This is a genomic window from Lacticaseibacillus parakribbianus, from assembly GCF_025490915.1.
Taxonomy (GTDB): Bacteria; Bacillota; Bacilli; order Lactobacillales; family Lactobacillaceae; genus Lacticaseibacillus; species Lacticaseibacillus parakribbianus.
In genome coordinates this window covers 1-21,684 of record NZ_JANQBA010000008.1, presented here as the reverse complement: position 1 = coordinate 21,684, position 21,684 = coordinate 1, and the positions used below count along the sequence as shown (strand labels likewise).

19 protein-coding genes and 2 pseudogenes are annotated in these 21,684 nt (G+C 65.6%); 8 read left to right on the top strand and 13 right to left on the bottom strand.

The window, feature by feature from the left end:
- Positions 1 to 208 precede the first annotated feature (208 nt).
- Positions 209 to 1,747, top strand: coding sequence for a ribosomal protection-like ABC-F family protein (gene abc-f, locus NUH19_RS07955; RefSeq protein WP_262316025.1), 1,539 nt, complete (start codon positions 209 to 211; stop codon positions 1,745 to 1,747).
- Positions 1,748 to 1,836: 89 nt separating this feature from the next.
- On the opposite strand, the gene NUH19_RS07950 is transcribed toward abc-f, so the two are convergent.
- Positions 1,837 to 2,736, bottom strand: coding sequence for a DMT family transporter (locus NUH19_RS07950; protein ID WP_262316024.1), 900 nt, complete (start codon positions 2,734 to 2,736; stop codon positions 1,837 to 1,839).
- A 138-nt stretch (positions 2,737 to 2,874) separates the two neighbouring features.
- On the opposite strand from NUH19_RS07950, the gene NUH19_RS07945 reads away from it, so the two are divergent.
- Both NUH19_RS07945 and NUH19_RS07940 read left to right on the top strand, forming a co-directional pair.
- Positions 2,875 to 3,642, top strand: a complete 768-nt coding sequence (locus tag NUH19_RS07945; protein WP_262316023.1) for a threonine/serine exporter family protein — start codon at positions 2,875 to 2,877, stop codon at positions 3,640 to 3,642.
- Positions 3,639 to 4,082: a threonine/serine exporter family protein gene (locus tag NUH19_RS07940; RefSeq protein WP_262316022.1), complete on the top strand. Its 444-nt coding sequence runs from the start codon at positions 3,639 to 3,641 to the stop codon at positions 4,080 to 4,082. The genes NUH19_RS07945 and NUH19_RS07940 overlap by 4 nt, the downstream gene beginning before the upstream one ends.
- Positions 4,083 to 4,212: 130 nt before the next feature.
- On the opposite strand, the gene NUH19_RS07935 is transcribed toward NUH19_RS07940, so the two are convergent.
- On the bottom strand, positions 4,213 to 5,136 hold the full coding sequence (locus tag NUH19_RS07935; RefSeq protein ID WP_262316021.1) for a helix-turn-helix domain-containing protein: 924 nt from the start codon (positions 5,134 to 5,136) through the stop codon (positions 4,213 to 4,215).
- A gap of 69 nt (positions 5,137 to 5,205) precedes the next feature.
- Between NUH19_RS07935 and NUH19_RS07930 the strand changes: the two genes are divergently transcribed.
- Positions 5,206 to 6,783, top strand: a complete 1,578-nt coding sequence (locus NUH19_RS07930; RefSeq protein WP_262316020.1) for an ATP-binding cassette domain-containing protein — start codon at positions 5,206 to 5,208, stop codon at positions 6,781 to 6,783.
- Positions 6,784 to 6,866: 83 nt separating this feature from the next.
- Here NUH19_RS07930 and NUH19_RS07925 read toward each other — a convergent pair whose 3' ends face one another.
- From NUH19_RS07925 to NUH19_RS07910, 4 genes are all read right to left on the bottom strand, one after another.
- Positions 6,867 to 7,205 (bottom strand): CrcB family protein, encoded by a 339-nt coding sequence (locus NUH19_RS07925; RefSeq protein ID WP_262316019.1) that lies wholly within the window; start codon positions 7,203 to 7,205, stop codon positions 6,867 to 6,869.
- Positions 7,202 to 7,588, bottom strand: a complete 387-nt coding sequence (locus NUH19_RS07920) for a fluoride efflux transporter FluC (RefSeq protein WP_262316018.1) — start codon at positions 7,586 to 7,588, stop codon at positions 7,202 to 7,204. Before NUH19_RS07920 ends, NUH19_RS07925 begins: the two co-directional genes overlap by 4 nt.
- Before the next feature lie 106 nt (positions 7,589 to 7,694).
- On the bottom strand, positions 7,695 to 8,501 hold the full coding sequence (locus NUH19_RS07915) for an HAD family hydrolase (RefSeq protein WP_262316017.1): 807 nt from the start codon (positions 8,499 to 8,501) through the stop codon (positions 7,695 to 7,697).
- Positions 8,502 to 8,578: 77 nt separating this feature from the next.
- Positions 8,579 to 9,622 (bottom strand): polysaccharide deacetylase family protein, encoded by a 1,044-nt coding sequence (locus NUH19_RS07910; RefSeq protein WP_262316016.1) that lies wholly within the window; start codon positions 9,620 to 9,622, stop codon positions 8,579 to 8,581.
- A 170-nt stretch (positions 9,623 to 9,792) separates the two neighbouring features.
- Between NUH19_RS07910 and NUH19_RS07905 the strand changes: the two genes are divergently transcribed.
- From NUH19_RS07905 to NUH19_RS13190, 4 genes and pseudogenes are all read left to right on the top strand, one after another.
- Complete coding sequence (locus tag NUH19_RS07905) at positions 9,793 to 10,533, top strand: lysophospholipid acyltransferase family protein (protein ID WP_262316015.1); 741 nt, start codon at positions 9,793 to 9,795, stop codon at positions 10,531 to 10,533.
- Positions 10,530 to 11,345: a glycosyltransferase family 8 protein gene (locus NUH19_RS07900; RefSeq protein ID WP_262316014.1), complete on the top strand. Its 816-nt coding sequence runs from the start codon at positions 10,530 to 10,532 to the stop codon at positions 11,343 to 11,345. The genes NUH19_RS07905 and NUH19_RS07900 overlap by 4 nt, the downstream gene beginning before the upstream one ends.
- Positions 11,345 to 12,283: a glycosyltransferase family 8 protein gene (locus NUH19_RS07895; RefSeq protein ID WP_262316013.1), complete on the top strand. Its 939-nt coding sequence runs from the start codon at positions 11,345 to 11,347 to the stop codon at positions 12,281 to 12,283. The genes NUH19_RS07900 and NUH19_RS07895 overlap by 1 nt, the downstream gene beginning before the upstream one ends.
- Positions 12,284 to 12,537: 254 nt before the next feature.
- A pseudogene (locus NUH19_RS13190) lies at positions 12,538 to 12,880 on the top strand (1-acyl-sn-glycerol-3-phosphate acyltransferase); the annotation flags it as partial.
- A gap of 290 nt (positions 12,881 to 13,170) precedes the next feature.
- Here the strand turns inward: NUH19_RS13190 and NUH19_RS07885 are convergent.
- The 7 genes and pseudogenes from NUH19_RS07885 to NUH19_RS07855 form a co-directional block, all read right to left on the bottom strand.
- Positions 13,171 to 13,824, bottom strand: coding sequence for a TetR/AcrR family transcriptional regulator (locus tag NUH19_RS07885; protein WP_262316011.1), 654 nt, complete (start codon positions 13,822 to 13,824; stop codon positions 13,171 to 13,173).
- 55 nt (positions 13,825 to 13,879) lie between these two features.
- Positions 13,880 to 14,410 (bottom strand): hypothetical protein, encoded by a 531-nt coding sequence (locus NUH19_RS07880; RefSeq protein ID WP_262316010.1) that lies wholly within the window; start codon positions 14,408 to 14,410, stop codon positions 13,880 to 13,882.
- A gap of 75 nt (positions 14,411 to 14,485) precedes the next feature.
- Positions 14,486 to 15,349 carry an aldo/keto reductase gene (locus tag NUH19_RS07875; RefSeq protein ID WP_262316009.1) on the bottom strand — a complete coding sequence of 288 codons (864 nt, stop codon included), beginning with the start codon at positions 15,347 to 15,349 and terminating at the stop codon, positions 14,486 to 14,488.
- 135 nt (positions 15,350 to 15,484) lie between these two features.
- Positions 15,485 to 16,828: an FAD-dependent oxidoreductase gene (locus NUH19_RS07870; RefSeq protein WP_262316008.1), complete on the bottom strand. Its 1,344-nt coding sequence runs from the start codon at positions 16,826 to 16,828 to the stop codon at positions 15,485 to 15,487.
- Positions 16,829 to 17,089: 261 nt separating this feature from the next.
- Complete coding sequence (gene pulA, locus NUH19_RS07865) at positions 17,090 to 18,934, bottom strand: type I pullulanase (protein WP_262316007.1); 1,845 nt, start codon at positions 18,932 to 18,934, stop codon at positions 17,090 to 17,092.
- Between the two features lie 190 nt (positions 18,935 to 19,124).
- Positions 19,125 to 19,871, bottom strand: a pseudogene (locus NUH19_RS07860) (epoxyqueuosine reductase QueH); the annotation flags it as partial.
- Between the two features lie 36 nt (positions 19,872 to 19,907).
- Positions 19,908 to 21,065 carry an MFS transporter gene (locus NUH19_RS07855; protein WP_262316006.1) on the bottom strand — a complete coding sequence of 386 codons (1,158 nt, stop codon included), beginning with the start codon at positions 21,063 to 21,065 and terminating at the stop codon, positions 19,908 to 19,910.
- Positions 21,066 to 21,684: the final 619 nt, after the last annotated feature.

Sequence of the window (21,684 nt, the reverse complement as noted above, 5' to 3'; positions counted from 1 at the left end):
GTTATAAATAAGCTAATCAATTCACGGAGGTCACGCCATTGAAGTTCTAACCCGTTGTCTGAACCCAGCACTACCCATTCGTTAATGGGATTAGTGTGCCGTCCAGACGACCGTTAGCACTTCTTCGGCGGGCCAAGCAAGCCCCCGAAGTGCTGGGGGCTTTTTGTGTGCCCCGCGGCCGGCTGGATCCACCGCTTAGGAGGCCATCATGTCTACCATTACCATTTCGCACCTCACCTTCGCTTACCCCGGGCAAGCGGACATCTTCACCGACCAGAGCCTGACGCTCGATTTGAGCTGGCACCTGGGGCTCAACGGCCGCAACGGCCGAGGCAAAACCACCCTGCTGCGCCTGCTGCAGCGAGAGTTGTCGCCGTCCAGCGGCCGCCTGAGCGTCCCGGTACCCTTGACCTACTTCCCGCAACCGGTGCCGGATGCGACGCTTGAGGCCTGGCAGGTCGCAAGCGCGATCACCCCCGCCGAGCTGTGGGAGGTGCAGCGCGAGCTCGCCGTCATGGCCGTGCCCGAAGACGTCTTGTACCGGCCTTACGCAAGCCTGTCCGGCGGCGAGCAGACCAAGCTGCTGCTGGCGGCGCTTTTCGCCCAGGCCAGCGCCTTTGCCCTAATCGACGAGCCGACCAACCACCTCGACGCCGCCGGCCGCAAACAGGTCGCCGCCTACCTGGCCGCCAAGAAAACCGGCTACATCGTGGTCTCGCACGACCGCGACTTTTTGGACGCCGTCACCGACCACACCCTGACCATCGAGAAAAAGCAGCTGGTGCTGACCCGCGGCAACTTCGCCGCTTACAGCCAGGCCAAGGCCACCCAAGACCAGTCCGAGCAAGCCGAACAAGCCAAGCTCAAAAAAGACATCGGCCGCCTCAAGCAAAGCGCCAGGGACAAAAAGGACTGGTCAAAGAGCCGCGAGGGCGACATCCACGGCGACCCGCACGTCAAGGGGTCCGGTGGCACCGGCCACGACGGCTTCACCACCGCCCGGGCCGCTCGCATGATGCAAAAGGCCAAGAACCTCGACCGCCGGGTGCAAGGTGAAATCGCCGACAAGGAGGCGCTGCTGCAAAACGTCGAGTTCATCGACCCGCTGGCGCTGGATTACGTCCCCGACTACCACGACACGCTCCTGACGCTGCGCGACGTCACCCTGAGCTTCGCCGGCCAGCCGCTCTTTGCCCCGGTGTCCTTTTCCGTCAAGCGCGGCGAGCGGGTCGCCTTGGTCGGCCCCAACGGCGCCGGCAAGAGCTCGCTGCTCGACGCGGTGTTGCAGACGGCCGGTGGCACCACCGTCACCGGCCAACAAAGCGCGGCCTTCACCGGCACCGTGGCCGGTGAGATCACGCTGGTCAACGCCGCCCGGGCCTTAGTGCGGCAGCAATACGCCGACAACCGCGGGTTGCTGGCCGCTTTTGCCGAGCAGCGCCACTTGAACTACCAGGACCTCCTGAACAACCTGCACAAGCTCGGCGTCGAACGCAGCGTGTTCACCACGCCGATCGAGCAGATGTCCGGCGGCCAGCAGAAGAAAGTCGAGCTGGCGGCCAGCATGGCCACCGCCGCCGCCTTTTACCTGTGGGACGAGCCGCTCAATTACCTGGACGTCTTCAACCAAGACCAGCTGATCCAAGTGATCCAGGCCGTCCAGCCGACCCTGCTGTTCACCGAGCACGATCAGCACTTCATCGACGCCGTAGCGACCAAGGTGATCACGCTGCAGCCGCTGGCTTGACCACACGCCAAAACCGCGCATCGCCTGCCGCCCCAGACTAAAATCTGGTGGTGGCACCGGGCGATGCGCGGTTTTTGGCGTCATCGGACTCAGCTCAGCTGGTGGCTGCGATCGGGCAGCACCTGCAGGAAGGTGGTGCTCAACACCAGCAGGCCGCCGAGCACCTCGGCCCAGCCGAAGTGGGCGTGAAACAAGGCGATGGCGATCACCGTCGACGACAGCGGCTCGAACACATTGAGCATCGCCACGGTGGTCGGGGCCACGAAGCGCAGGCTTTCCAGGTACAACAGGTAAGCGACCAGTGTGCCGAAAAGCGTGACGTAGCCGATGCCCAGCACAAGCGGCCAGGTCAGCCGTGGTCCGGGCTGAAGAATCAGCACCGGCGACAGCATCAGGCCGCCAAAAAGCATCCCCCAGCCGGTCACCAGCCGCGCGTTGTAGCGGCGCAACAGCCCGACCGGCATCAGCGTGTAGGCCGCCGCCCCGACCGCCGCGGCCAGCCCCCAAAACAGGCCCTGCGGCGACAGGGCCAGCGCCGTCAAGCGGCCGTGGGTGACCAACAGCACCACGCCGACGAAGGCCACGGCAATCGAGATCAGGTCGATGCGCCGCGGCCACCGCCAGTGACGCAGCGCCAGGTAGATGATGATGAACACCGGCCCCAGGTACTGAATCACGGTGGTGGTCGGCGCGTTGCTGACGGCCACGGCGGTGAAGTAGGTGAACTGCGAGATCACAACGCCGAACACCCCGAAGACGAACAGGCCGAGCAGCGAGCGGCGGTCCCTTGCCACCGCCAGCATCCCGGACCGCTGCGTCAGCAGGTTGTACACCAGGAGAATCACGCCGCTCAGCAGCAGTCGCACCGCCACCAGCCAGTCGGGGCGGATACCAGGCTGCGCGAAAAGCCACTGCGCCACGTTGCCCGAAAGCCCCCACAACAGCGGCCCCAAAATTGCGAACACCAAACCTTTTTGCCGATTCGTCATGCCGGTACCCCTTTGAATTCAATGGTCCTTATGATACCCCCAATCCCCAGGCGTGGCACGGCCGCGGCCAAAATTTTTTGCGACGTGGCGCAGTCGCCCTTATACTGTATAGTCAGAACCCGGAAAGGAGGCGCCGCCATGGTCACCAACGAAAAGGCCATCATCGCGCTGTGCGGCCGCGTCGGCAAGCTGCTTTTGGAAAACGGCGCGGAAACCGGCCGCGTCGAGGGCACCGTCGAGTACATCGGTCGGGCCGCGGGGCTGGCGGTGTCTTGCCACGCGACGATGACCGCGCTGTTCGTCGACGCCGATTTTGACACCGCGACCCACCTGGTGAAGGTGCGAACCAAGGACTTCGACCTGCGCAAGGTTGACGCCATCAACACCCTGTCGCGGCGTTTCGTTGCCGGGCGCATCGACTGGGCAACGCTTGAAAGCGGCGTGGCCGACGTCGAGCGGCAGCGCGTCGATTACACCTGGCCGCAAAAAATTCTCGGCGCCGGCCTAGTGTCGGTCGCGCCGATGCTGTTGTTTCAGGCCACCTGGGGTGATCTGGCGCTGGCCTTTTGGGTCGGCATCGCCGGTTACCTGGCCGCCCAGCTGACCGGCCGCCACACCAGCACGCCTTACATCGCCGTTGGCGTCGGGGGTTTGACCATCGGCTTTTTGGCCACCACGCTGGCCTTGGCCGGCGCGGGGGCTTCCGCCGATAACATCGTGATTTCGGCCTTGATGCCGCTGGTGCCGGGCGTCGCAATCACCAACTCGCTGCGGGAGCTGATTGCCAAGCACACGATTTCGGGCCTGGTGCGCGCCGTCGATGCGGTGATGGTCGCCGGGGCGATTGGCGCCGGCGTCGTGGTCGGCAACGCCTTGGCCCACGGGCTGTTGGGAGGCGTCTTATGACCTACCTGATTCACGCGTTGATCAGCTTCGCCTCGTCCATCGGCTTTGGCATCATCACCAACATCCCCCGCCGGACGCTTTTGCCCGCCGGCATCACCGGCGCCGCCTCCTGGCTGGTGTACGTCGCGCTGACCGCCGCGACCCATGCCGTAATCTTGCCCAACCTGCTGGCCGGCGTCACCATCGGCGTGCTCGCCAACCTGTTCGCGATTCGCGTCAAGGCGCCGGTGAACGTGATGTACATCCCGAGCCTGGTTTCCCTGGTGCCCGGCGCCATCATCTACATGTCGATGAAGGACTTCACCCTCGGGCGCGAGGCCGCGGCCCAGCAGGGGCTGACCAAGACGCTGACGATTGCCATCGCACTGGCGGTCGGCTTTGTCATCGCCGAGGCCAGCTTCAACGCGCTGCGGCGGCTGGCCAGGCGCCGCGCGAACTAGCAGGCCAGACGTCATTGTTGCGATAATCCCGCCACTTTTACCAGATGAACGATTGCCGCTCACCTGGTCAAAACGGCGGGATTTTTGCGCGGCGAGATCAAAATAGAAGACAGTTGCCATGTCGGCGCACTCAAAACTCCGTCTCAAAGGCGCTCAGCGGCCGACCGGCAAGCGCCGCGTCCAACCCTGGCAGCTGACGCTGGTAAGCCGCGACGTCGAGGTCCGGCACCCGGCGGCTGGCGGCGGCCATCGCCCGCGCGGCGCCCCCGAGTTCCGCCTCGGTCCAAGTCGGGTGCAGGTCGAAGCTGGTCAGGATGTGGCGGCGGTTGTCCACGAAGCCGTCGGCAAGCTGCACCTCGCCCAGCACTCGGAGCCCGGCGATTAGCTCGTCCCCCGCCGCGGCGGCGGTCGCCTGGCCCGCGGGAATGGCCGTGGCAATCGCCGTCAGGAACCGGAACTGCAGCCGCGGCAACAGCGCCGCCTGCCAGGTCGCCGGCGCCGCCGCCAGCACGGTCTGCCCGCGGCGCAGAAAGTCCGCCGCAATGGCCGCCTCCCGTCCGAACAGCGCCGCAAATCCGACGTCGATGCAAAGCCCGAGCGCCACGTCTGGGTAGTCCGGCGCCGTCCGGAACGCCTGGGCCTTGTGCCACAGCCGGCGGTAGCTCGCCCAGGGCAGCGGTGAAAACCGCGCGACCAAGGCGCCGATGCGCTGAATCAGGGGCAGCGTCAGCGTGTCGTCGCTCGCCAGGGCCGACAGCACCGCCTTTTGCTCCGCCGGCGTCAGCGGCCAATCCCCCCACGCGGCCAGCTTGCCCAGGGCGGCGCGCATGTTCGCATCGCCGGTTTCGTCGAGCGGGTCACAGGCGGCCTGCAGCGCGGCGGCCGAAACCTGCAGCCGGCGCAAAAGCGCCAGCAGCGTGTCGGCGCGCACCGAGCCGCCGGCCTCAAAGCGAATCGCCTGCCGCGGCGACAGCAGCGCCGCATAAAGCACCGCCTGGCTGATGCCGCGGGCCTCCCGCAGCTGGCGGATGAAGCCGCCGATTGATTGTGCCATTTTTGTCACCCTTTCGTGTTGCCCCCAGTCTACCAGCTAAACTACGGGCATGAAAGGGAGATGTTAAACATGATTGATTTCACTTGGCTTTACCGTCACCTGCCGCGCCGCCTGAGCCTGGCGCTGGTGCTGTTCGCGTTTCTCGGCGGCTTCGAAGGCGTCTTGAACGGCTACGTCCTGGGGCAGGTCCCCAACCTCACTACCATCGACCTCACCGGGCGGCTGCGCTACGTCGGCGTGGCGATCGCGCTGTACGCCGGCACGTACTACGCCGGCTACATCCTAAACCTGCTGCAGCAGGCCGCCATCCGCCGTTGGAACGTCGCGCTCAAGACCCAGATGCTTCAGGCCAGCGCGGCCGGTGGCGAGGCTGAAAGCACGGGCATGAACCGCCTGACCAACGACGCCGCCCAGATTCAGGCCCGCTACTTCGAGGCCGTGGTCGGCCTGATGCAAAACGCGGCGATGACCCTGGTCTCCACCTGGTTCGTGCTGACCGTCAACTGGCTGATGGGGCTGATTTTCATCGCGTTCTCCGCCGCGGCGATGCTCCCGATGCTCGCCTTCACCAAGTCGCTTTCGCGGCTGGGACAGCAGTGGAGCGAAGCGAACGCCAAGACCCTGGCCGCGGCGCAGGACTGGCTGCAGGGCCAGCCGGAGCTGCAGCAGTACCTAGCCGCTGGCACGTTCTTCGCCCGGGTCAAGGCGGCCCTGGCCCTCAGCGAGCGGCGCCTGCAGCAGCAGACCGCGCGCCAGTACACCGCGCAGTTCGCGACGGCGCTGATGGTGGTGCTCGGCCTTTTCGCCCCGATGCTGATCGGCTTCTTGCTGATGGCGCGCGGCGGTTTCGGCATCACCATCGCCACGCTGCTGACCCTTCAGCTGTCGGCCGACCACGTGACGGCCGGCGTGCGGGCCGTGGTCGCCGGCTGGAGCGGCCTGGCCGGCACCCGCGCGCTGCGCCAGCTGCCGCCGGTTGATGCCACGCCGGCCCCTGCGCCGGTTGCGGCCGGGCCAGGCGCGGTGGTGCTTGACGGCGTCAGCCAGACCTTCGGCGACCAGGAAGTGCTGGCGCCGACCACCCGGCGCCTGCCCGCCGGCTCGAAGACGCTGATTGCCGGGCCGTCCGGGGTGGGCAAAACCACCCTGCTGAACCTGATTGCAGGCCGCCTGAAGCCGACCACTGGCACCGTGACGATTGACGGCACCCAGGCCACACCCCAGGCGGTCACCTACGTCACTCAGCAGTCCTGGATTTTCGCCGGCACCGTGCGCGAGAACCTGACGTTGGGCCAGTCCTTCTCCGACCAACAGCTGACAACCGTGCTGACCCAGGTCGGCCTGACCAGCCAGCTGGGCGACGCGCCGCTGGACCGGCCCGTCTCCCCCGCCACCCTGTCCGGTGGGCAGCAGCAGCGCCTCGCAATTGCCCGCGGCCTGCTGCGCAAGCGCCCGGTGCTGTTGTTGGACGAGATCACCGCCGGGCTGGACGACCAGGCCGCCTTAGCGATTCGCGAGCTGCTGTACCGGCTGCCGCAGACGATAATCGAGGTCGCGCACCACTACGACCGCCAGCTGCTGGCGCGCGACCACGTCTCGGAGCTGACACTGAACCACGAACTGACGCCGGCCACCGCTCAAGACTGACTGCCGCGACTGCCGGCACCACGCAATCCAGGAGAGGCCGGGCCGTCAGTCGGGCTTCGTCCAGCTCACAAGACGGCCAGCGCTCAGAGCAGACTACCGAGCCACGTACCCACCGCGACGGCCAGGAGCCCGAGCCCGGTTGAGCCCAGCAGGTAGCCCCACCGCCGCCGACCTTGCAGGCCAAGCGCCTCAACCTCAAGCGTCGAAAACGTGGTCAGCCCACCGCACCCGCCGGTCAGTAGCAGTGCGGAAGCCGCCGCGGGCAGCGCTGCGCCAGTGAGCAGGCCCGCGGCAAAGGCCCCGACCACGTTGACCAGAAGCGTCGCGTACGGCCGGTTGGGCCACCGTTTTTTGCCCGCCCGGGCCACGAGGTAGCGCGCAACCGCACCCAGCCCCGCGCCCAGGGCGACCAGGGCAATCACGCCCTGCCCCCGACGCCGAGGCGCCGACCCAGTGCGGCAGCGGCCAGGCCGCCGAGCAGGTTCACCACGAGCACCGCCACAACCACCCAGCGGCCGGCGGCGATGCCAAGACCGACGCTCAGCATCAGCGTCGAAAACGTGGTGAAGCCGCCGATCAGCCCGGTGCCAAGCGCCAGGCTCACCCAGTCTGCAAGCGGCCAGCGGTGCAGCGTCGCGGCGGTCAGGAACGCCAGACCGAAGCTGCCCAGCAGGTTGACCGCCGTGGTCCCCATCAAGGTGGTGGTGTCGGCCAACCCCAAGCTCAGCCCATACCGCAGCACACCACCAACCGCCCCGCCGCCAAACACCGCCGCCGCGTTGCGCCAATCAATTGTTCTCGTCATCGTCAGCCCTCCGTAAAAAAAGATGACACCTACCCTCATTATCAGGTAGGTGTCATCAACTCGTCCTAGGCGAACACCATCGCCATCGCGTTACCGCAAGTATAACTCACGGCATCAGAAATTGCCAGATGCCGCGGCCGACGCCGTCTTCGCTGTTGGCCGCGGTGACCGCGTCCGCGCGCTGCTTGATCTCAGGCAGCGCATTTTGCATGGCGATGGCGTGGCCGACCGCCTCAAACATCGGCAGGTCGTTGTGCCCGTCGCCAAAGGCCGCCGTCTCCGCCGGGCTCAGCGCGAAGCGGTCGAGGATGTAGCGGATACCCGTCGATTTTTGCGCCGCGGCGGCGGTCACCTCCAGCCACGCGGTGCCGGAGCGCTGAGCGGCGATGCCCGGCCAGGCCTGTGCGGCGAAAAACGCCTGCAGCCGCACCAGCTCGGCTGGGTCCAGCGCGATCATCATGATCTTGAAGAACGCGAGGCCGGGCCGCGCAAGCACCGCCGCCGTCGGCCGAATCGTCGGGTGCAGGTGCGACACCGCCACCTCGTGCTCAAGCCCCGCGTCCATGCGCGGCGCGAACCAGTCCGTCGCGGTGTAGTAGCTCAGGCTGACCTTGGGGAAGCGGGCTTCCACCGCGGTGATGATGGCCTTGGCGGTGGCGGGTACCAGCGGCGTCGCGACCAGCGGCTGGTAGCCGGTGGCGGTCGGCTGGTAGATCAGCCCCCCGTTGAAGCCGATCTGCGGGCCGGTCAGGCCGAGTGCGTCAATGGCGGCCGCCATCTCGATCGGCGCCCGGGCCGACACCAGGGTCACCGGCAACGCCGCCTTTTTGATCAGCGCCGCGTTGCCAGCGGTGACGTCGCCGTGGTCGTCGAGCAGGGTGCCGTCCATGTCGGAAAAAATCATGCGAATCATTGGAACCTCTTTCTTGCGGCCGGGCCGCCGTTTTCACCAGTATCGCACCTGTAACGCGTTACAGGTCAAGCGTCACTTCAGCTGATGACGCCGAAATGGTACCCGTGCGTCTTGTACCACTCGATCAACTTGGGCAGCGTGGCCAATGTCAGTTCCTTGCCGGCGGCGTCGTGCATCAAAACCACCGTTGTGTTGTGCTGCCCATACGCGTCAAGCGCATGCTGGTGGTAGGCGAGATACCCCGCCACCGAGTGGGGACCGCTTGCGCCAAGCGCATCCCCCACCGCATCATTCCAATCGATCCAGGCAAGCCCGGCCCTTTTCAACACCGCGTCCGGGGCGGCGAGCGTGTGCCAGGACATGTGGCCGCCCGGGTAGCGCCAAGCACCGGTAGCAAAGCCAGCCCCCAGCACCCGACGAACCGCGGCCAGCGTCCGGGTCACCTCGCTGGTGGTCTCGGCGGCGCTGCCGCACTCCTCAAAGCCGTAAGTGTGGCTGAAGCTGTGCAGGCCAATCGCGTTGCCCTGCGCCACCGCTTGGCGCAGCACCGGCGCCGTGGTGCTTGAGACCTGCGAGCCGACCACGAAAAAGGTCGCGTGGACTTTGGCCTTCTCCAGCACCTTGAGCACCCGCGGCGTCATGGTCAGGTTCGGTCCGTCATCGAAGGTCAGATACACCACCTTGGGCCGTTTGGCATCAAGCGGCGCAAAGAGGTCGTCATGCACCTTTTGAGCCGGTGTTGCGTAAGCATCGGCCGCCGCCACGTGATTTTGACCCTTGGGCAGCGCTGGCGTGGCCGCCTCCTTGGTCGCCGCGGCCTGCTCGGACCGACTCGTACCGCTCGCCTTGGCCGCCTTCGCGGCTGCGGACTTGCCGGCCGCCTTGGGGGTCGCCGCCTTCGCCGCGGCGCTGGCCTTGCCAGGCTCGGCGTCTGCTTGACCTTTGTCGCCACTGGGCGACGCCTCAGACTTCGCCGGCCGGTGCTTGGTGCGGCCTGAAGCCGCCGCGCGGCTGGCGGGCGATTTTGGCGCCGCCTCCAGCGCGTGACGCCACCCCCAAAGACCCACTCCGACCGCCAGTGCCGCCACTAGCGCAACCCATTTCACCCATCGTCTCGACATGAGAACACCTCCGCTTCTAGGATACCACGCCGGGCCCAAAGCACCAGCCCTCACCGCGGCCGGGCCGCGGTGAAAGCGCCGTTCGATTTTCATAAACGTTGACGATGCTTTTCACGGCGGTATAATATTGAGAGTAAAGTGAGCACTCACTTAGAAACGGAGGGGCGTTCATGCGAATCATTCGCTACCACGACCTGACCGATGACGTCATCGCGCCGGGCCAGGCGGAGCCGGCGTTGCCCGACAATTTCCGCTTTGCTCGCACCACCTGGCCCGAACGGCTTGTGACCGCCTCAATCTACCGCGGGGCCAGGCTGTTCGGCCGCTGGTACTGGCACCGCAAGCTGCGCGTGCGTTACGTCAACCTGGCCGCGCTGGCGCCTTACCGCGGTCAAAGCCTGTTTCTTTACGGCAACCACACCCAGGAAATCGGCGATCCGTTCCTGCCGATGCAGCTTCTGACGCAGCCGGTATACACGCTGGCCAGCGCCGCCAACCGCAAGGTGCCGGTGCTGGGGCCGCTGTTGCCGTACGGCCGCGCGTTGGTGTTGCCGCAGACCAAAGCCCAGACGCGGCGCTTCCTGGCGGCGCTGCAGGCGGCGCTGGGCCAAGGCGGCGCGGTCGCGATTTATCCCGAAGCGCATGTCTGGCCGTACTACACCGGTATTCGGCCCTTTCGCCCCGGTTCGTTCCACTACCCGGTGGCGACCAACCGCCCGAGCTTTGCCTTCACCACCACCTACCAAGACCTTGGCACCACCGTCTACGTCGACGGCCCGTTTTGGCCGGATCCGGCGCTGAACAAGGCGGCGCGGCAGGCGGCCTTGGCCGCCCAGGTGCAAGCGGCGATGTTGGACCGAGCGGATGCAAGCACCACCCAGCACATTTTGTACCGGAGGGAAGAGTCGTGAACATTCTATTCTGCGGAGACGCCCGGGCCGAAACCGGCATCGCGCTGGCGAGCCTGGCGCTGGCCCGGCAGGTTAACACACCGCTTCACATCTACCTGCTGACGGCCAGCATCCAGGGCTTCACGCCGCTTTCGCCGGCCGTCGCCCCGCGGCTTGAGGCGATGCTGCGGCGGTTCAATGCGGAGCACCGCGTGACGCTGCTGGATGTCACCGAGCCGTTCAACGAAGCGCCGCCCACCGCCAACCTCGCGACGCGCTTCACGCCCTACTGCATGCTGCGGCTTTACGCCGACCTGCTGCCGCTGCCGGACCGACTGTTGTACCTCGACTTTGACGTCGTGTGCATGAAGGATCCCGCCGCCTTCTACCAACAGGACCTCACCGAACTTGAGGTCGTCGGCACCCTCGACCACTACGGCAAGTGGTTCTTCCGCCGCGGCTGGCACCTGCACTACCTGAACTCCGGGGTGCTGCTGTTGAACCTCGCGGAAATTCGCCGCACCGGGCTGTTCGCGCGGTGCCGGCAGGCCCTGGCCACCAAGCGCTACTTCATGCCGGATCAAAGCGCGTTGAACAACCTGGCGCAACATGTTCGACTGGCGCCGCGCCGGGCCAACGACCAGCACGGCCCCCACGCCGACACCGTGTTCATGCACTACTCGACGCGCCTGCACTTTTGGCCGTGGTTTCACCCGGTGACGGTCAAGCCCTGGGACGTGGCCGCCATGCACGAGACGCTGCACGACCACAGCCAGGATGCGCTGCTCGCAGACTTTGCGGCCCTGACCAACTACACAAAGGAGGGACTTTGATGATCCCGATCTTCTTTTCCGTCGATGACAATTACGCAGGGCCGCTGACCGTGGCACTGCACTCGCTGGCGCAGCATGCCGATCCAAAGCGCGAGTACCAGGTCTACATCCTGACCGAGCACCTGACTGCGCCGCACCGAAAGCTCCTGTTGGCCCAGGCCACGCCCAACGTTCACATCGCCTTCGCCTCAATCGGGGCCCAGTTCAAGGCGCGGATCGACGACCGCGGCAACACCCTGCGAGCGGATTACTTCACGCTGACCATCTACTTTCGGCTGTTCATCGCGGAGCTGTTCCCTGAGCTTGACCGCGCAATCTACCTCGACGCCGACACCGTGGTGCTGGCCGACGTGGCGGAGCTGTTCAACACCCCGCTCGACGGCGCGTTGGTCGGGGCGGTCAGCGACCCGTTCATGGCGGCCAACCCGGAGACTGCGACCTACGCGGCCCAGGCGATCGGCCTGCCGGTGGCGGATTACGTCAACTCCGGGGTGCTGTTGATGGACCTCGCCGCGATGCGCCAGGCCAATTTTGCCACGGCCTTCTTGAACCTGTTGAACCGCTACCACTTCCGCAGCCTGGCCCCGGATCAAGACTACCTCAACGCGATGACCAAAAACCGCCTGCTGCACCTGGACCCGGCCTGGAACGTCCAGGGCGAGCAGCCGCAGATTACCACGCCCAAGCTGATTCACTACAACCTGTTCGACAAGCCCTGGCACTACCAAGGCGTTCCTCACGAAACCGAGTTCTGGGCGACGGCCGACGACACCGAAGCCGGCGCCGCCCTTCATGCCACCCAGGTCGCCTTTGGCCCAAAGCAGGTGGCGGCGGATCACCAGCACAAGGCCAACCTGATCGAGCTGGCGCGAAGCATCAGCACCCAGCCGGTCACCTTCGCCAACGTGGCGGCCAAGGAAGGTGGCGTTCAGCTATGAACCCCGTGATTGCCAACATCAAAGACGCGGTGGCCCAGGGCCAGTTCAACACCAAAGTCGAGGTCAACGACCCCACCCTGGCGCCGGAAGAGGAGCATAACCTGCTGAACGCCTTCGTGTCCAACCGCGGCACCTGGCGCTACAGCCTGAACAACATGATCGCCCGCACCGCCATGAACATGACCACGCGGGTCAAGGCGCATGACCTGACCATCCACGGCCGGGCCAACCTGGCCAACCTGACCGGCGGCGCGATCGTCACCAGCAACCACTTTTCCCCCTGGGAGAACATGGTGGTGCGAAAGGGACTGGGGATGCACCGGCTGTTCATCGTCAGTCAGGCGACCAACCTCAAAATGCCCGGCACCCTGGGCTACATGATGAATTACGCCGACACCCTGCCGATCGGCAAGAACGTCGACTACCTGGGCCACGCCTTCCCAGAGCTTCTGGAGCAGGCGCTGGACGCCGGCCACCGGGTCCTGATCTACCCGGAGCAGGAGATGTGGTACCAGTACAAGAAGCCGCGGCCGCCCAAGCGCGGCGCCTACTACTACGCCGCCCGGCTGAACGTGCCGATTGTCTCCTGCTTCGTCGCGATGACCCCACGCGCCAGGCTGACGGCACCGGATTTTCACGCCGTCGGCTACAGCATGTACATCGAGCCTTTGATCTACCCGGACCCCAAGCTGTCGGTGCGGGAGAACAGCCTGAACATGATGCAACAAGACTACCGCCAAAAGGTCGCCGCCTACGAAAAAGCCTACGGTGAAAAGCTCACCTACCGCTTCTCACCGGCAGACATCGCCGGCTGGACCGGCCGTTGAAACACCAAAATGCCCTGCAGACCCACGCGTGACGTGGTATCTGCAGGGCATTTTGGTGTTTCACTGCGGCCGCGGGGTCAGCCCCAGCAGCAGGAATTCGAAGCTGTCTTGGCAGACTTGGTCGATGTCCAATGGCGCCGCGCTCATCACGACGTTGGGCAGCAGGTAACTCAGGATGGTGCCGGTGATGTAGCGAACGATACGCATCGGCTCCCATGCGACCAGCTCGCCGGCGTCTTGGTACTGCTTGAACAACGGCCCCAAGGCGCTGGTGATCAGCTGGTTGAGCTGGGTGGTGAGATCCGCCAGGAGGTTGGGGTCCTTCACCATTTCCTGGATGAAGACCTTCATCTCACTGCGGTTTTGCATCACGAACTCGACGCGGTCCCGCACCGCAAAGGCCAACAGGTCCTTGAAGTGCGGCGCATGGGCCCGGGCCAGGCGGTTCATGAAGTCGCCGGCAGCAATCGGCAGCACCCCGCGCAAGAACGGGCCGAGGATCGCGCGCAGCAGCCCCTCCTTGGTCTTGAAGCGCTTGAAGACGGTGCCTTCCGAGACACCGGCGGCCTTGGCGATGTCCAGCGTGCTGGTGCTGGCGAAGCCCTGGTCGGCAAAAAGCGCGAGGCTCGCCTTGAGCACCGCCTGCTGTTTTTTGGATAGCGGAGTTCGGTCTAACTCCGATGAAAACAAGTCCTGAACGCCTGGTTGCGGCATGTTCATCCCACCATTCTATTCTCTATAGAATAGCACAAACCGGGCGCCGACGGGGTCACTTAAGCGCCTGAACGCCGATTTCCTTGGCCTGATCCGCGATTCCGTAAGGCAAGGTGAAGCGCGTCTTCTTGTGAATGCGGCGCAGGTGCCAGGTGGTGCGACCCAGCTTGAGGTCAAGCCCGGCCGTCGTGGTGGTGATGCGGCCCAGCTTGCCGCGCTGCCCCTCTTGGCTGTAGCTGTAGGCCGCGGCGTTGATGCCATGGGCGAGGTCGCTTGCGGTGGCGTACTGCACCGTGGTGACCTCGCCGGTGCGGCGCAGTTCCTGCTTGGCGACGGTCAGCAGCTCGCTGTGCTCCAGGTACTGACCGCCGGTGGCCGTGCTACTTTGAAGCATCCCCAGCTTGTGATCGGAGGCCAGGCTCAGCGTCATCGTCAGGTTGCTGGTCGCCTTGAGCGTGGTGGTCTTAGTCCCCACCGTGTAGCTTTGCGCCTTGTAGACGGCCCCGACTGCGCTTGAGTCCTGCCGGCGACCGCAACCGACCAAGGCCAGCGCTAGGCCGACCACCAGAATGATTTTACCTTTCAAAAGGCACCCCTTTTCCGTGCGTCACCGCACCAAACACCCCAGTATAGCAGGAGTTGCGGGGCCGCCGCAAACCGGCTAGCCCGAATGGGGCCCGGCCGGGTCAATCTTCGTCAGCCGCGCAATCAGGTCCGGGGTGTTCTGCGGTCCCGGATCCTGCGGGGCTCGATCCAGTCCCGCCATCGCCTCAAGCTCCGCTGCCGTCAGCGTCAGCGCCTGGGCCGCGAAATTCTCCTGCATCCGCGCGAGGTGGGTGGACTTGGGAATCACGATCACGCCTTGTTGCAGCTGCCAGGCCAGCACCACCTGCCCCACCGTGGCCCGGTGGGCGGCTGCGATGGCGGTCACCACCGGGTGGTTGAAAAGCGCCGGCGCCGCATGGGCCAGGGGCTGCCAGGCCTCGATGGCCACCCCTAGGTGAGCGGCCGCGGCCACGGTCAGGCGCTGCTGCTTGAAGGGGTGGCGTTGAATCTGATCGATGGCCGGCACCGCGCCGCTGAAGGTCGCCAGATCCACCAGCCGCTCGGCTCCGAAGTTGGAGACCCCGATGGCCCGGACCAGGCCGGCCGCCTGGGCCTCTTGCATCGCTCGCCAGGCGCCGTAGTAGTCCCCCAGCGCCTGGTGCAGCAAGTAGACATCCAGGTAATCGACGCCCAGCTTGGTCAGGCTGCGCCGCAGCGCTACCTTGGCGCCTTCGTAGCTGGCCTCGGTCGGCCACAGCTTGGAGGTCAAGACCACCTGGTCGCGCGGCACCCCGCTGGCTTTCAGGCCGCGGCCGACGCCTTCCTCGTTGAAGTAGCCGGCCGCCGTGTCGATCAGCCGGTACCCGACGCCCAGGGCCGCCGCGACCGCACTGGCGGCCGCACCTTGATCCCAAATCTGAAAGGTGCCAAAGCCGAGGCTTGGCAGCACCACCCCGTTTTGCAACTGAACCGTTGTCACACTTATCACTCCTCAACTAAAAAGCGCCCATGTCAGTGACATGAGCGCAACGGCTTCACGGGCGGTCATCCGCCACATGCTTGTTTAGCCTATTCTACCACAACAGGCGCGGCTGCTGACAACGATTTGGTCGCCTTACGCCTCGTCGGCTCGCGCCTTGGCGGCCATCGCCACGGCGCTGATCCAGCTCAGCGGCTGGTCGAAGTTCGGCTGGAAGAAGAAGTCCACCATCGCCAGCTGGTCGATGGTCATCTGCGTCTGAATCGCCATGGAGATCACGTTGGCCGACATGGAAACGTCGTGCTGGCTGTAAAAGGCGCCGCCCAGCACCCGCCGCGTCGCCGGGTCGTAGGTCAAGCTCGCCAGCACATTGGTGGTGCTGGTCATGAACTCTGGGCGGTAGGGCTGCTCGATGTCCACCGTCGCGGCGGCGACGCCACGGGCCTTGGCGCCTTCTTGGGTCAGGCCGCTGGCCGCGATGCAGTGGTCGAACAGCTCAACGGCGCTGGTGGCCTGGGTGCCGAGGTACTTTTCCGTCGCCACCTCGATATTGGCGCCGACCAAGATGCCCTGCCGCACGGCGTTGGTCGCCAGCGGAATGTAATCCGCCTTGCCGGTCGGGTTGTAATGCACCGCCGCGGAGTCGCCGGCGACGAAGATCTCGGGCCGACTGGTTCGCATGTAGTCATCCGTCAAAATCGCGCCGTTGGGCAGCATGTCGACTTGCCCCTTCAACAGCGTGGTGGCCGGGCGGAAGCCGATGGCCAGGATTGCGATGTCGGCGGCGTAGCTTCCCTTGTCGGTGGTCACGGTGATGCCCGATTCGTCGTCCGCAAACGCCACCACCTTTTCGCCCAGGGCCAGCTTAGTGCCATGGGCGCGGTACAGGTCCTCAACGCGGTCCGTGATGTTTTGGTCGAAGTTCTTGGCCAACACGCGCGGCAAAGCGTCGATCAGCGTCACGTCCTTGCCGGCCAGCGCGTACTGCTCGGCAAGCTCGGCGCCGATGTAGCCGGCCCCGATCACGATGACCGAGCGAATGTCGGCGGTTTTGGCCTCCAGGCGCTTGGCGTCGCCCCAGTTCTTGCACAGGTACAGGTTCAGCGACTTGATGCCCGGCAACGGCGGCACGATCGGCGCCGAGCCCGGCGTGAACACCAGCTTGTCGTAGTGATCGAGCGTCTGCTCGCCGGACACCAGGTCGGTCACAGACACCGTGCGGGTCGCGGCATCAATCGAGGTCACCTCGTGCTGCATGGCCATCGTCGCCCCCAGCGCCGTCAGGGCCTCGGGGCTGGAGTAAAACATCTTGTTGGGATCAGACACGTGTCCCCCGACCCACAGGGCAATCCCGCAGGAGAGAAAGGACAGGGTGTCGTTGCGTTCGTAAACGGTCACCTCGTAATCGGGGTGAGCGGTCAGAATCTGCTGCGTTGCAAAGGTGCCGGCATGAGTGGCACCAACCACAATGATCTTCATCGTAAGCTTCCTTTCGAGTTGCGCCAGGCGCTGAGAATGAGAGTGCTTTCACAAGGTCATTGTATCACGTTTGCCTCGCAGAAGGCCAGATAGCGTACGATTAAATTGCAGATAAGGCTACGGTTAGTCACGCGCAAGCGTTCGCTTATCCCTGACCCCGGTGTACCCCTGCCGCCACGGCCGGAAGCTGGTAGTTCGCGGCGACAACCATCTCACCGCGGTGACGGCAAAAAAGACGCGCGGTTGCGCGTCTTTTGAGCATTACGCCTGTGAAGGGGTGTACACCGCCTGAAGCACCACGGCCCCGACCGCAGGCACCGCGACTTGGTCGACCACCGTTTCGCCGCACTGGGCGGCGGTGCTTGAAAAAAGCACCCGGAACCGGCCGGCCACCGCCAGGTTTTGGTCCTGCAAGGCGGCGTTGAACGCCACCACCAGCTCGCCGCTTTGGTAGGCGATCAACAGGTCGGCCGCCTGAAGCACCGCGGTGTCGGCGGCGACGTTGGCCGTGGCGGGACGCAGCGCCGGCTGGGCCTTGCGCAGCGCCCAAAGTGCGTTGAGCTCCGCCACCGCCTCCCGCGCCCAGGCGGCTCGGGCCCAGTCGATCGCGTTGACCGCATCCGGCGAGCGGTAGGAGTTGGCGTCGCCGCCCTTGCTGCGCAGGAAGGCCTGGCCCAGCTGAATCAAAGGCACCCCGGCACTCAAGGCGACCAGCGCGTTGGCCAGGCGAGCCTGCCGGGCGATCACCGCGCTGTCGGCCTGGGGCGAAACCGCCTGCAGCTTGTCGAACAGCGTCAGGTTGTCGTGAACCTCGACGTACTGAACCAGCTGCGCCGGCTCGGCGTGACGCGCCAGCAAGGCGTCCGCCAGCGCCGCCTCGTGACCGGCCGCCCCGCTGACGAAGCCCGGCGCCGCCGCGTTGAACACGTGGCCCTTCACCAGGTCGCGGAAGTCGTCATCGAAAAACGCCACGCCGGGCAGCGCCGCGGCGTTTTGGCGGGTCGCTTTTTGGCCGGCATCAAGCGGCGTGGCCATGTCCCAGCCCTCGCCGAGCATCGCGATGCCGTCGTCGATGGCGTCCAGCGCCTCCCGCACGGCCTGCATGGTGCCGACGTCGAGAATGCCCATCAGGTCGAAGCGAAAACCGTCGATGTGGTAGGCCTCGGCCCAGTACCGGACGCTATCGACGATATACTTGCGAACCATCGCGCGTTCCGACGCCACGTCGTTGCCGACGCCGGTCCCGTTGGCCAAGGTGCCATCCGGCCAGCTGCGAAAGAAGTAACCCAGCACCGTGAGGGCAAAGGGGTGGGTGGCGGGGTCGAAGACGTGGTTGTAGACGACGTCCATGATCACGCGGATGCCGGCGTCGTGCAGCGCCTGAATCATCGCCTTGGCCTCTTGAATGCGGCAGGCGGGAGCGGCCGCATCGGTCGCGTAAGACCCCTCCGGCACGTTGTAGTTGACCGGGTCGTACCCCCAGTTGTACTGCGGCCGCTCCGGATGCGCCTCGTCGACGGTACCAAAATCAAAAAACGGCATGATCTGCACGTGGGTGGTGCCACTTTGCCGCAGGTAATCAAGCCCGGTGGCCTGGCCGCCCGGCGTGTGGGTCCCCCGCTCGGTCAACCCCAAGTACTGGCCCCGGTGGCGGATGCCGGAATCCGGGCTGCTCGAGACGTCGCGCAGGTGCAGCTCCGTGATCACCGCGTCGGTCAGCGGCCCGAACGGCGCAAGCCGCGGCCCCCACCCCGCCGGCTCAAGCTGATCCGGGGCCAGCACCACGCCGCGCAGCCCGTTGACCGTAGCGGCGGTGGCGTAAGGGTCGATGGTTTCGGTTTGGGGGCGACCTGCGAACGTCAGCTGGTAGGTGAACACCAAGTTGCGCTGGTCGCCGGCCAGCGTCGTGGTCCAGACGCCGCGGTCGCCGCGGGTCAGCGCCTGCGTGTGGCCGATGGCCGCTTGAGGATCGGCGCTGCGATACACGCACAGCGTGACGGATTCCGCGGTCGGGGCCCAGAGGCGAAAGGCCGTGGCCGCCTGCGTGTAGCGGGTCCCCAGCCACCCGTCAAAGGCGTACTGGGCGTCAAAGGCCGCATCAAACATGGCGACCTCCCGCTGCAGCGCCGGTGGTCGAAGCGACCGGCGCCAGCACAGCCTCGCCAAGTGGCACCGCCGCTGCGGCACCGCCGCTTGGCGCAATCGCGGCCGCGCGGGTCTCACCGGCGATCGCTGGCGTCGCGGTGTCTTGAGTCGCCGGCGGCAGCGCGGCGGCCCCGGCCTGCTTGGCCGGGGCGATGTGAAACTGGATGCCGCTGTAATCGCGGTCGCGATGGGCGGCGACGTAGGCCGTGGCCTCGCGGTTAATGGCCGCCAGGTCGACGCCTTGCTTGGTCGCCGCGAAGACGCAGCCGCAGTAGCACTGGCGGTAGACGTCGTATTCCTTGGACATCGCGACGCTACGGGCGTAGCCGCCGCGCTTCTTGAAGTCCGAGGGCAGGTACGCCACCGAATAAAGGTGCTGCACCTCAAGCCCCAGGGCGTTGATCACTTGGGCATTCTTACTCGGGCTGATGGTCAAGGCGCTGCCGAAGTAGTCAAACCCCAGCGCATGGGCCTTGGCCGCCACCCGGTCCAGGCGGTAGTTGTAGCAGACGCGACACCGCGCCCCGCCCTCCGGCTCGTTTTTCAGCGCCGCGGTTTGCTTCAACCAGTCGCTGGGCCGGTACTCGGCGCCGAGGAACTGGACGCGGTTGCCGGTGCGGCCGTTGAAGTCCTGAATGAACTGCTGTTGAACCAGCCGGCGCCGTTCGTACTCGGCTCGCGGGTGGATGTTGGGATTGTCGTAATAAATCGTCACGTCTGCATACTGCGTGAGGTACTCGAGCGTGTAAGTCGAGCACGGGGCACAGCACGAGTGCATCAGAATGCGCGGCCGCCGGGCTTTTTGCTGCCAGGTTTTGACCTCTTGTTGCAGGACCCAGTCGTAGTTGACCTTTTGATCTTTTTCAAACATTGCGCGAATTGCCGCTGCTTCTAGCATGCGCTCACCTCCCTAAGCCTTCATTATACGGGGGCGTCAGGCGGCCGGCAACAACCGGTTCGTCCACGCGACGGCGGCGACCATCACCAAGGCGAAGGCTAGGATGTAGTACGGGTACAGCCAGACCCCGACCACCCCCGCCAAAAGCCCGAACAGCGGCGGCGCGAAGGTAGAGCCGACGTAGGCGAAGGCCATCTGAATGCCGATGACGGCCTGCGAGTTCGCCGCGCCGAAGTTAGTCGGCGTCTCGTGGATGATGGTCGGGTAAACCGGGGCACAGCCCAGCCCCAACAGCAGCAGGCCCACCAGCGCCACGGTGGTCGGCACCCCGGGGACAATGATCAGCACCAGGCTGGCCAAGATCAGCGTCGCCCCCAGCCGAATCATCCGCCGGTCCCCCAGCCGATCGGCGATGATGCCGGCCAAAAAACGGCCGCCCATCACGCCGAGGTAGTACAGCGACGCATACTTGGCCGCGGCCCCGATGCCGACGCCTCGGGCCTGGGCCAGAAAGGTCGCCGCCCAGATGCCGGCCGTCGCCTCCAGGGCGCAGTAGGCCAAGAAGGTCGTGAGCTGCTGGCGCAAGCCGCGCAGCGCCAAGAGCTCGCGCAGGCTCAGCTTGGTCGCCTGCTGACCGCCGGCCGCGTTCGACCGCTGCCACAGCGGCAGGCTGGCGAACAACACCGCGGTCAAGGCCAGCTGCACGACGCCGATGATGCGATAGCCGCTGGTCCAGCCCAGCTGGTGGGTCAAGGCAAAGCTCATCACGTAGGGGCTGATCGAGGCGCCGACGCCCCAAAAGCAGTGCAGCCAGTTCATCTGGCGGCCCTTGTAGTGCAGCGCCACGTAATTGTTCAGCGCCGCATCGACCGCGCCGGCCCCCAGCCCGTAAGGCACGGTCCAGACGCACAGCCAGGCGAAGCTGGGGGCAAGCGAGAAGCCGAACAGCGCAACGGCGGTGGTCAACACCGACGTCGCCGTCACCAGCCCGGCGCCAAACCGCCGCGTCAGCCGGTCGGACAGCAGACTCGAGATGATCGTGTTACCCGAAATCAGCATGGTCAAGATGCCGGCGAAGCTGGTCGGCACCCCAAGCGCCGTGTGCATCGCCGGCCACCCCGCCCCGATCAAGGAATCCGGCAGGCCCAGGCTGATGAAGGCCAGGTAGATAATTACCATCAGAATTGAAAACATGTCTTTCTCCTTTGGGTCAATACCGCCATTCTCACGAACTCACGCGGCAATGTCAACGGTTTCACCAAAACCGCCGCCAAAAGTTGGTCTGCCCGATGCGACCAGCCAGCCGGCGCCGCCACGGCTGCCGACGACTGGCCGACCGGCCCAGGCTTTGCGGTGCCTGGCCGGCGCGGCCGGTTGCGGCCGGGTCGCACCGCGCAGGCACGGCGGGTGCGGCCAATCCGGGCCGCCGGCGGCCCGATGGCATCGACCGCGAGGCAGCCACGCTGGCTCGCCGCCACCGACCGTGATGCGCTCACGCCGGCTCGCGCCGCCGCGGCGCGAGCCCCATTTTTCGGCCGGGTCCGGGCGACCTGTGACCACCTGGACCAGCATACCAGCCGCATCGCGGTCCCGCTTGGCCGCTGTTTTCAGGTTTTGACCCGAGATTGCGCAAGCCGGGGGGCCGCCCAGACACACAAAAACCCACAACCAGAGGCTGCGGGTTCAATGTTTTGGCGCTACGATATTTGGAGTTGATAGGCTACTTGCCTGCCAACTCCTTTTTCTATACCATTTAGTTTCCAGCACAAAAACAGGACACCACAAGGTTTCCTGTTCATCGTCCCGACCAAAG

What these genes read in the sequence shown, in the direction of transcription:
- abc-f (WP_262316025.1), top strand. Translation starts at nt 209, where the DNA reads ATGTCTACCATTACCATTTCGCACCTCACCTTCGCTTACCCCGGGCAA.
- NUH19_RS07950 (WP_262316024.1), bottom strand. Translation starts at nt 2,736, where the DNA reads ATGACGAATCGGCAAAAAGGTTTGGTGTTCGCAATTTTGGGGCCGCTG.
- NUH19_RS07945 (WP_262316023.1), top strand. Translation starts at nt 2,875, where the DNA reads ATGGTCACCAACGAAAAGGCCATCATCGCGCTGTGCGGCCGCGTCGGC.
- NUH19_RS07940 (WP_262316022.1), top strand. Translation starts at nt 3,639, where the DNA reads ATGACCTACCTGATTCACGCGTTGATCAGCTTCGCCTCGTCCATCGGC.
- NUH19_RS07935 (WP_262316021.1), bottom strand. Translation starts at nt 5,136, where the DNA reads ATGGCACAATCAATCGGCGGCTTCATCCGCCAGCTGCGGGAGGCCCGC.
- NUH19_RS07930 (WP_262316020.1), top strand. Translation starts at nt 5,206, where the DNA reads ATGATTGATTTCACTTGGCTTTACCGTCACCTGCCGCGCCGCCTGAGC.
- NUH19_RS07920 (WP_262316018.1), bottom strand. Translation starts at nt 7,588, where the DNA reads ATGACGAGAACAATTGATTGGCGCAACGCGGCGGCGGTGTTTGGCGGC.
- NUH19_RS07915 (WP_262316017.1), bottom strand. Translation starts at nt 8,501, where the DNA reads ATGATTCGCATGATTTTTTCCGACATGGACGGCACCCTGCTCGACGAC.
- NUH19_RS07910 (WP_262316016.1), bottom strand. Translation starts at nt 9,622, where the DNA reads ATGTCGAGACGATGGGTGAAATGGGTTGCGCTAGTGGCGGCACTGGCG.
- NUH19_RS07905 (WP_262316015.1), top strand. Translation starts at nt 9,793, where the DNA reads ATGCGAATCATTCGCTACCACGACCTGACCGATGACGTCATCGCGCCG.
- NUH19_RS07895 (WP_262316013.1), top strand. Translation starts at nt 11,345, where the DNA reads ATGATCCCGATCTTCTTTTCCGTCGATGACAATTACGCAGGGCCGCTG.
- NUH19_RS07885 (WP_262316011.1), bottom strand. Translation starts at nt 13,824, where the DNA reads ATGCCGCAACCAGGCGTTCAGGACTTGTTTTCATCGGAGTTAGACCGA.
- NUH19_RS07870 (WP_262316008.1), bottom strand. Translation starts at nt 16,828, where the DNA reads ATGAAGATCATTGTGGTTGGTGCCACTCATGCCGGCACCTTTGCAACG.
- pulA (WP_262316007.1), bottom strand. Translation starts at nt 18,934, where the DNA reads ATGTTTGATGCGGCCTTTGACGCCCAGTACGCCTTTGACGGGTGGCTG.
- NUH19_RS07855 (WP_262316006.1), bottom strand. Translation starts at nt 21,065, where the DNA reads ATGTTTTCAATTCTGATGGTAATTATCTACCTGGCCTTCATCAGCCTG.